The 10,055-nt window shown below is 54.1% G+C and carries 7 protein-coding genes and 1 pseudogene; all 8 read right to left on the bottom strand.

What is annotated here, in order from left to right:
- Positions 1 to 480 precede the first annotated feature (480 nt).
- Positions 481 to 2,481, bottom strand: coding sequence for a polysaccharide biosynthesis protein (locus DBO86_RS13515; protein WP_108233917.1), 2,001 nt, complete (start codon positions 2,479 to 2,481; stop codon positions 481 to 483).
- A 105-nt stretch (positions 2,482 to 2,586) separates the two neighbouring features.
- Complete coding sequence (locus tag DBO86_RS13520) at positions 2,587 to 3,612, bottom strand: MraY family glycosyltransferase (protein WP_108233918.1); 1,026 nt, start codon at positions 3,610 to 3,612, stop codon at positions 2,587 to 2,589.
- Complete coding sequence (locus tag DBO86_RS13525) at positions 3,609 to 4,571, bottom strand: UDP-glucose 4-epimerase family protein (RefSeq protein WP_208630461.1); 963 nt, start codon at positions 4,569 to 4,571, stop codon at positions 3,609 to 3,611. Before DBO86_RS13525 ends, DBO86_RS13520 begins: the two co-directional genes overlap by 4 nt.
- The gene (locus DBO86_RS13530) at positions 4,568 to 5,677 is read right to left on the bottom strand and encodes a glycosyltransferase family 4 protein (protein ID WP_108233919.1); all 1,110 of its coding nucleotides are present in this window, start codon (positions 5,675 to 5,677) and stop codon (positions 4,568 to 4,570) included. The genes DBO86_RS13525 and DBO86_RS13530 overlap by 4 nt, the downstream gene beginning before the upstream one ends.
- Positions 5,677 to 6,819, bottom strand: a complete 1,143-nt coding sequence (locus DBO86_RS13535; RefSeq protein ID WP_108233922.1) for a glycosyltransferase family 4 protein — start codon at positions 6,817 to 6,819, stop codon at positions 5,677 to 5,679. The genes DBO86_RS13530 and DBO86_RS13535 overlap by 1 nt, the downstream gene beginning before the upstream one ends.
- Positions 6,820 to 6,881: 62 nt before the next feature.
- A pseudogene (locus tag DBO86_RS13540) lies at positions 6,882 to 7,300 on the bottom strand (lysylphosphatidylglycerol synthase transmembrane domain-containing protein); the annotation flags it as partial.
- A gap of 167 nt (positions 7,301 to 7,467) precedes the next feature.
- Positions 7,468 to 9,429 (bottom strand): glycosyltransferase, encoded by a 1,962-nt coding sequence (locus DBO86_RS13545; protein ID WP_108233920.1) that lies wholly within the window; start codon positions 9,427 to 9,429, stop codon positions 7,468 to 7,470.
- A 197-nt stretch (positions 9,430 to 9,626) separates the two neighbouring features.
- The coding region (gene tnpA, locus DBO86_RS13550) for an IS200/IS605 family transposase (RefSeq protein ID WP_146173169.1) at positions 9,627 to 10,055 on the bottom strand (429 nt) is incomplete at its 5' end.

The raw sequence follows: 10,055 nt of genomic DNA on the forward strand, positions 1-10,055 counted from the left end.
CTGCGGACTCTCACCAGGGACCACGTCCCAGGTTATTCGCTTCGCTCACCCCTTCGGGGCCGCCCTGAAGCGCGTTCAGCTGCGCTGTCGAGTCCAGGTCGCGGAGCCAAATTCAAGAACCCAGCCTAACCGCTGGGTTTTTTATTGCCTGCGGACTCTCACCAGGGACCACGTCCCAGGTTATTCGCTTCGCTCACCCCTTCGGGGCCGCGCTGAAGCGCGTTCAGCTTCGCTGGCGAACCCAGGCTTTGGAGCCAATCTGCCAATCGAAGCAATTCGCAGATAGATGGCATAAATTCGTGAAAGCCTAATAGCGGCCAGGTGCCGACCTCCTACTCGTCATAGCAGTAGTTGCCAGAGAGACGAAGGAGAGAATGGGCACAACGGGAAGATAGATGAAGTCGCACGCGCATTGACGCCCAGTGCAAGAAGACTCCAAGCCCTCCACCTACCGCCCTAAGTCGATTTTCCCAGTATCAGTCAGCTATCTGAACGTTGCCGCAGATGAATCCAGTCGACAATGTCCCCCTCCGGGCGATAGCCACTGACCGTCTCCCGAAGCAACTGTCGCACTCGGTCATAATCATAACTTTCCAACGCCCCGAGCAGCTCCCTCAAGACAGGCTTGTAGACATCCCAAGAGAGCATTTCTTCATTGGCTCGCATGATCATAGGGTGCTGAGTCTGACTGACGTCACTACCGATCAACAGCTCCTCATACAGCTTTTCGCCTGGCCGCAACCCGGTGAACTCTATTGAGATATCACCATGTGGATTGCGCTCAGAACGCACACTCAGGCCACTCAAATGGATCATCTTCTCGGCCAAATCGAGGATCTTGACTGGCGGCCCCATATCTAGAACGAACACATCGCCGCCCTGGCCTAACGATCCAGCCTGAATCACCAATTGCGCTGCTTCCGGGATAGTCATGAAGTAGCGAGTAATGTTGGGGTGGGTGACAGTAAGCGGCCCACCGCGCCGAATCTGCTCGTGAAATCTCGGAATTACTGAGCCAGAGGATCCCAGCACGTTACCGAAGCGCACCATATTGAAACGCGTTTTATTGACGCGATGAACACCACCCTCACCAAATAGAACGGGGGCCGACTCATCACTCAACGCCTGTAGAATCATCTCGGCAAGGCGCTTGCTACTACCCATCACGTTAGTGGGGCGGACCGCCTTGTCAGTAGAGATCAACACGAAATGCTCAACACCTGCCTGGATGGCAGACTGAGCAGCGTTTAATGTCCCCACCACATTGTTAAGTACGCCCTCGGCAATGTTGTGCTCAACCATGGGCACATGTTTGTAGGCCGCGGCGTGGTACACAGTATTAACATGCCAAGCCTGCATGACATCCAGCAGCCGGGCTGCATTACGTACGGACCCCAAAATGGGAATCAGCTGCACAGGCAGATACTCGCGCTGAATGCGCTGCTCCAACTCGGTATGAATGCTGTAGAGGTTATATTCCGAGTGATCGAACAGCACCAGCACCCTTGGAGCACTTGCAAGAATCTGCCTACACAACTCGGACCCGATAGAGCCGCCCGCACCGGTGACCATTACCACCTGACCTTTGATGCAGCGGTCCAGCAATGCCTGGTTTGGCGGTACTGGGTCTCGCCCCAGCAAGTCGGCAATATCGACCTCCTGCAGGTCGTCGACCTTCACCCGCCCGCTAGCAAGATCCATGAAGCCCGGCACAGAACGGACATGCAACGGAAAACCTTCGAGGAATTCAAGAATTTCACGGCGCCGCGCCCGTGACAGCGAAGGCACCGCCAGCAAAATCTCCTGAGCCCCCGTCTCCTCTACCATCTGCTGGATATGTTTAGGCTTGTAGACCTGCAGACCGGCGATGATTCGGGTAGCGATATTGTCGTCATCATCGACGAACGCCACCGGCTGCATAGATCGCCCCATCCGAAGCGCAGCGACAAGCTGATTACCCGCAGCCCCAGCTCCGTAAACAGCCACCTTGGGCAAAGCACCCGCACGACTGGCATTCACGAACGGCATCTGCCGCGCCGCCACATACCAGTCGCCCATGAAGTACTGACGCATCATCAAGCGCAGCCCGCCGATCATGAACAGGCTCAGCCACCAGTAGTTGAACACCAGTGAACGAGGCACCAGCGCTGGCGGCTCGCGATACCAGTAGACGGCCAGGGCCAGCGTCAAGGCAGAGAGCGTGACCGCTTTGAAAATCGCAAACAGCGCATCGTTGCCGAAATAGCGCATCACCGCGCGATACATGCCCAAACGGATAAAACAGGGGATGGCGATCAACGGTGCCGCCACGAACAACCAAAGGTGGTCGCCCCAGGGCTCGATGCGCTTGTCGAACCCCAAGCGCACCACGAATGCCAGCCACAGTGCCAGCCAGACCAAGCCGATATCCACCGTCACTTGCAGCAAACGCTTGTAGCGTCGCGGCAACATGACCAGAGCCTTGCGCAGCTTATCCGTCATCAGTTCCTCTTAATCGTCCAGTGGCGGGCCATCGACCTGATATCGACCCGCATAACTCGAATAACGCCAAAACTCCGCATGCAATCCCGATAAGCGGCGCAAGGGTTACTCCGCCGCACCTGCATCGAATCGCCACGCCAACCAAGCTAACGGACTATAGGCCAGAACCAGCCCCACAATGCCATCCAAATAACCAAGCACTACACAAACGGCCAGGGGCAGCAGCCACAGCAGATTCAGCAACGCCACTGCAAGCGTGACCGGCAGGTGCCGCCGAAACCGGCGCGAAGCGAACTGGTAGGCATGGCTGCGATGCGCTTCGTAGACCCGCTCGCGCCTCAACAAACGATGCAGGAGCGTCCAGGTGGCATCCACCACGAACACGCCCAGCAGGATCAGCCAGGCCCACAACAACTGCGGCGCCACCCAGGAAGCCTGCAAAGACATTACGCCTAGGGTAATACCCAAGAAGCCACTGCCTGCGTCGCCCATAAAGATCCGTGCCGGCGGAAAGTTCCAATACAGGAAGCCCGCCACTGCAGCCGCCAGCAGCATCGGCATAACCCAAGCCATAGATTGGGTTGAGTCCGCGAAACCCGACATTACATACAACAACGTCCCACCCACACAGACACAGATCGCCTCGACACTGGCAATGCCATCAATGCCATCCATGAAGTTGTAAAGGTTGAGCAACCAGACAAGATACACTGCGGCCAGCGCATGCCCCAACCAGCCCAGGTCGAGACTCATACCGAACAGACTCAGCGGCGGCAGCCCGCCCAACCAGAGCAATGCCCAGATGGCCCCAGCAAAGTGTCCCAACAACCGCCAACGCGCAGGAATATGACCGTGATCATCGAGAAAACCAATCACGGCCACCACCGCCCCAGCCCCCAACAACCCCCACACCGAGGGCCAAGGCAAGAGGTTGGCAAAGGCCAAAACCGGCAAAGCCGCCAGGAAGGCCAACACGATCGCCACCCCGCCACCCCGCGGCGTCGGCACCAAGTGCGAACTGCGCGCGTTGGGGATGTCCATCAGGCTGCGGGCCAAGGCATAACGACGCAACGCGCCGGTCATTAAAAGTGAAATGCCGGCCACGGCCGGTAGCAACCACCAGATGGTCATTTGCTCTGCTGTTCCAGAAAATGCTTTGCCGTCTTGCGCAGCGCCTCATCGATACTGAGCGGCGGTGTCCAGCCCAATAACTCACGCGTCTTGCCAATATCGACCTGCAGTGAGCCGCACAAGCGCTGGGAGAGCGCCTGCTTACCCAGCGCCGCCGCCCCCGCCTGTAACAGCCAACTCGGCACCGGTAACAAGCGCGCCGGCCTGCCCAGAACAGCCCCCATTCGACGCAACAACTCGCTAGTCGAAAGATCCTCGCCATCGCTGACCAGGAAGGTCTGGTTGGCTGCCGCATGGTGCTCTATGCAGGTCACGATCAAGTCCACCAGATTATCCAGGGCGACCAGGCTGCGCCGGTTATGGATGGCCCCAAACGGCAACGGCACGCCCTTATGCAGCCAACGCATCATGCTCAGGAAGTTGGCTTTCACCCCTGGCCCATACACCAGCGGCGGCCGGATAATCACCAACTCCATACCGGCTTCATCAGCCAGCCGCATCAACCCCTGCTCGGCTTCCAGCTTCGAAACACCATAAGGATCCGCAGGTGCCGGCACATCACCAGCGAGGAAAGGCTTCCCCAAGAGAGTCGACTCACCATTGACCTTGATCGAACTGATGAACACAAAGCGTCGGACACCCGATGCCACTGCCTGCCTGGCGAGACGCAGGGTGCCATCAACATTCACATGTCGGTACTCAGCCAAGGGATCAGGGTGCCTCTCACGCACGACATGCACGCGCGCAGCCGCATGGACGACGACCTCAATCCCCTGCAAAGCCGGGAGCCAATCCGTCGTACCTCCGATATCGACAATAGGGTAACTACGCAACCCCTTAACCACCGGTGATGCATGCCGTACCGCTGCAGTCACCTCGTGCTCTCTGTACAAAAGCTCCTTGAGCAAGGCGCGCCCGAGGAACCCCGTGGCACCGGTCAGCAGAATACGCACGGTCACAACAACTCCCGATACAGCCCAGCATAGCCGGACACCATCGCCTCGGCGGTAAAGAGTGCCTCGAAGCGTTCCTGGGCATGGCGGCCCATTTCTGCTGCCATAACAGGCTGCTCCCAGAGCGAACGCATCGCCTGAGCAAGAGCGGCGGGATCGGCAGGTGGCACGACCAAACCGGTCTCACCCGCAACATTGATATAGGTCGTTCCCGTACCGATTTCGCAGGAAATCAGCGGCTTGCCGAACATGGCCGCCTCCAGCAGGGAAATGCCAAAGGCTTCCGAGCGCAAGTGCGAAGGGAAAACCAGACCGTAGCAGAGCGACAGCAACGCCACCTTGTCCTCATCCGGCAAGCCGCCAAGGAAATGCACATTGGTCAGCCGATGTCGCTCCGCCTGCGCCTTGAGTTCGGCCTCCATAGGCCCGCCGCCGACGATGACCACCGGAAGCGGAGTGGTACGCAAAGCATCGAGCAGGAAAGCCAAGCCCTTGTAATAACGCAACGCGCCGACAAAGAGGAAGAAACGCTCACCCAGGCGGGAACGCCATAAGGCCAGCCGATCAGCGGACGGCTCGGGATAGGTCGACCGATCCAAGCCTATCGGGATGAAGCTGACCTTGTCCCGATAGCGCTGCAGAGTCGCACTGCTCGCCACATAATTCGGCGAGGTCGCAACAATCCGGTCGACGCTCGACAGAAAGCGGTGCATCAGCGGCTGATACAGCCGCAGCAAGGTCTTCTGCTTGACGATATCCGAGTGATAGGTCACCACCGTTGGCTTGCGAACACGCGTGGCGAAGTGCGCCACATCCATGTAGGGCCAAGGAAAGTGGTAGTGGATCAGGTCCGCCCGGCGCGTAAGCTCGGCAAAATCCCTGAGCGCCGAGAGCGAAAAGCCGGTCGATGCCAGCTCCAGATCGAGTCGCGAACGGTGGGTCAGGTGATTGGCAAAGGGCTCCCCCCGCGCAGTGCCTTGCCGGCTCAGATATAGCACCTCAGCCTGATGGCCATGAGCGATGCTCCCCTCCGCCAACTGAAAGATGACCTGCTCGATCCCGCCCATGGTCTGCGGATAGTAGGTTTTGAAGAAATGCAGAATCTTGGCCATCAGCTATTCATTACCTTCCGATACACCTCAACCGTCTCGCGTGCACAACGTTGCCAGGAGAAAGTAGCGGCATGTCGTAGCCCTTCCTGAATAGCGGTAGTGCGCCACACCTCATCCTCAAGTGCACGCTGCAAGTTGACAGTCAACGAATCGACATCCAGCGGGTCACACATCAGTGCAGCACCTCCACTGACCTCCGGAAGAGAAGAGCTATTTGAGCAGACAACAGGAATACCCGAACTGAGCGCTTCCAAGATAGGCAGACCAAAGCCTTCGTACAGGGATGGGAACGCGAACAGACGGGCGCCAGAATAAAGTGCAGGCAAATCTTCATTGGCTACAAAGCCAAGGTAGCGTGCCCATCCCTCGCGCTGTGCCACCTCGATCCTCTTGTGAATCGACTCACTCCGCCATCCCTGGTAGCCAGACAGAATCAGGGGCCAGCGCTGGCGCAAATCCAATGGTAGTCGGCCGTAAGCATCCAGCAGCGTTTCGATATTTTTACGCGGCTCGATTGTTCCAACATAAAGGCTATAAAGCCCCGGACTCAAGCCATACTTCAAAAGATCCTGAAAAATCTCACCAGCCATACGAGGCCGGAAAAAACCCGAACTAGCAAGGCTAACCGTATTTATTTTATCGATCGGCCAAGAGAAGTAACTAGAAATCTCCTGCCGACCGAACTCAGATACAGCAATAAGATTACTTACACGACTCAATGAGTTAATCATTTCCTTCTGAACATATCGATTACGCTGGGCGGGATGAAAGTGACTCAATGTAAATGGAGATAAATCATGGAAGGTAGCCAAGGATTTCCCTGGAAATGGTGGCACAAAAAAATTTGTGCCATGATAAACATGATCCGAGAAACCTCTCAATGAGCGAGCCCTAAGCAAAGGCATTACCAATCTGTACAACTCTACAGCCAAGTAGCTTTTTTGAATAACTTTCTTCAACGCATACCCGCCCCCGGCATCTCTTCCTGGTGATGACAAAGAGGATAGAGCTCTCGTACCAGAAAAAAAAACCAGCTCACTTACCAGCGAGTTATTCTGAAGGCTACGCGCCAACTCAAACGCATAACGTCCTATACCAGTTAATGGAAACCTAACAGACTCAACAGAGACAACCACCTTCATATAAAACATAGCCTTCAGAAAAGAAAAACTTTAAACTCAAGAAACACCCACAAACCTTAGAACTAATCCAGATGAGATTTTCGCTGAAACATCAGAAATACAGCCCCAATACCAAACGCAAACCACAAAGTTGCCAGCCTAATTAAAATAGTTGCGGCAATAGCATCTGGACTAGGCACTCCTCTCAAGACTAGCAAAAAAACCATAACCGCCTCAGCCCCCCCAATCCACCAGGCATGAAACTGAGCGCGCCTGCCAACATGGATATCGCATAAACGAAGACTGCGAAGGCTATAGGAATATCCAGCCCCATCCAGTCCAAGATCCAATCGAAAGCCAGTGCTTCTGCCCCCCAAGCGATTACACTTAGCAAGGTGGCACCTAGCAACATGCCCAATCGATGGCAAACCCGGGCCTCCAGCAGCACATGGAGTAGGTGTTTAACCAAGCCGAAAATTTTACTGCGCTTCTCTGGAATAGCCATCTGTCGATAGCTTAGTGCAGAAAAAAGCTGCATAAGAACCTCATCTCAAAGAGGCACTGAATAGTTTAAGCGCTCGCCCGACAGAAGGCTTGGAGCCCACGACGCGCGGGGACAGCCAAGCGCTCAGCGAAAAAATCAGCGACTACTCAATAGCAACGCCCCAGTCAAACCTTTTCAAAGGCTCCAACTAAGGCAAGCAACGAACCATCCCATGTATAACCCTGCGCAATCTCTTTAGCCTTTAAAGAGACTTTCCCACGAACTGCATCATCCTTTATCAACCCACAAATCGCTTCTCCCCACGCCTGCGCATTATCAGGATCAACAAAAATCGCCCCCTCATATAAAAGTTCCGTCATCGCGGGACGGTGACTACATATACTGGGAGCACCTATAAGCGCAGCTTCCAAAGGGGGCAGCCCAAAGCCCTCATAACGGCTAGGAAACACAAGAGCCAGAGATTTACTCAACACATACCCAACTTCAGCATCATCGAGCCTCCCCAGAAAGCGCACCCTCTCCGAGATTCCGAGCTGCTCGACCTCAGCCCTGCAGTTATGATTATCACCAATTATCACCAAGTCGAAACCTTCCTGAAGCTGCATAGCCTTGAGGACAACCGAAAGGTTTTTATGCCAGTCATATGCCCCGAGATAGGTAACAAAGGGCACCACAGGAAGCTCAAAATCGACGGACGCAGCCACTGGCAACTGAGTCACTCCATTGTAAACAACCCGAATCTTATCCCGAGAAATCTCAAGGTATTTTGAAATATCATCCGCGCTTGACTCGCTGATCGTAACAACCAGGTCGGCCTGTTGTGCGATCGTCTTGTACTTCCCCTTCCAGAGGTAAGCATCAGGGTAATGCTCCTCGAAAATCAAAGGAATGACATCATGGATCATCACTACCGAGCGCGCAGGCAGCACATCGGGACACCAGTGAATACTCGAATAAAAATAAACGTCCTTCGAACCTTGGACCGTACCCACTTGCTCTTGGCCAGAACCAGACAGTTTCTGCAGCCCCTGAAAGAGCTCTCGAGAAACACGACCGATCCCCCGATTATCCTCCAGAGCTACTCTGGAAAAGAAAACAGAAACCGCCCCAAAATTTATCCGTTCATAACCCAGTGGACGCAAGATCTTAAATAGAACCCCATCAGGCCTCAGATTTCCGATACGCGTCATTGCTTTGCGCTTCCAAGACGAAGCTCGTTCTTTTAGGGCAGCTCTTTGCTGCACCTTAAGCTTGAACTCAGAAGGATTTTTAAGCGCCCAAGCCAAGATGCGTAAAGGCCTCGTCATGAGCCAAGAAGAGCTTGAATAGACAGAGATTAACTCTCGCTTTGAAGCCTCCAACTCTTTAACCAGAGAAAATATTTGGTCATCAAATTTTTGAGTGACTTCTAGCAGCCCCATTCCAGTTTCTGCTAAAAAAGCAGAGTTCATGATCCAAGAGTCTTTATCCAAGCTTGGCTTCTGACACACAACAGCATAGTTCATGCTGACTCCAAAGAGCACGTCCCTTAAGCTCGGCACATCAGATCTTTGAAATACGAAATCTGAGTGCGGGAATAGCACTTTAGCTTTAGAAAACCCGCTGTATTCGGATAAGAAACGAAGAAACTCAGGCGGCAGTGGTCGCACATGCGTAGGGTCTAGGTGAAAATTATTTGTGGACACCCATATATTTTCAGGATTAGGCGTTTCCAAAATCACTAGTCCGCCGGGAGAGAGTACGCGAAGGGCCTCTCTTAGGAGTTCAACTACGCCATCAACTGCCATATGCTCGACGACATGAAAAGCCGTAATTAACACTGCACTATCGTCAGGCTGGCGTTTCAGATAGTCGACAGCCTCTGCTTTTTCAACAGGAAGACCTTGTTCGTGACATGCGGATAGCATGCCATCATCTAGATCAACTCCGATCACTCGAAAACCAAGGCCTTTAGTGAGCGACAACCATTGTCCACGACCACAACCTAAGTCGATAGCTCGCCCTGCAGGGTAATTGCCAGCTAATCCATTCATAAATGGGAGATAAGCTTCATGAAGCTTTGTAACCAGCTCAGGAGCCCCTTGGAATCTTTCTGCAAAAGCCCTGTAGAAGCTCTGCTCATTCATGCTCAATCATCTCCATTCTAGAATCCAGCCTCTATACACTATATGGCTATACGCAATTAGGAACCTGCAGCATTAATTATTTAGCCGCGATACTGAATACAGCCTTACCTCAACTCAACAACCACCGACTGAAGTCGGTGGGTTAGTGACTTACGGACTGAAAGTCCGGATACGCGTCGACTGAACGACGCGTCGGATCAGTCAGGCTCCATCCTGAAATTATCGTTCGGGCTCGGCTCAAAATGATGCTCCAGATACTGCTTGATCATCTCTTCCGTCATCTGCCCAACCGTCGCGCAAAAGTACCCGCGAGCCCAAAAATGCTGCCCCCAATAGCGCTTTTTCAGATGGGGAAACTCCTCGAAAAGCTTGCTCGCCGTACGCCCCTTGATCCGCCTCATGATCTCACTCGGCGCCAAATTCGGCGGACTGCTCACCAGAATATGCACGTGATCCTTGCTCACCACACCTTTCACAATCCGAATTTCAAATGCTTCGCACGTCTGTCTCACCAGCTCTCGCACTCGCTCAGCAACCTCACCGCTGAGCACCTTGTATCGGTACTTAGTCACCCAAACAAAGTGATACTCGATCTGGTAGACCGTATGACTGCCGTATCTGTAATC

It is taken from the genome of Ectopseudomonas oleovorans, assembly GCF_003052605.1.
GTDB classification, from domain to species: Bacteria; Pseudomonadota; Gammaproteobacteria; order Pseudomonadales; family Pseudomonadaceae; genus Aquipseudomonas; species Aquipseudomonas oleovorans_A.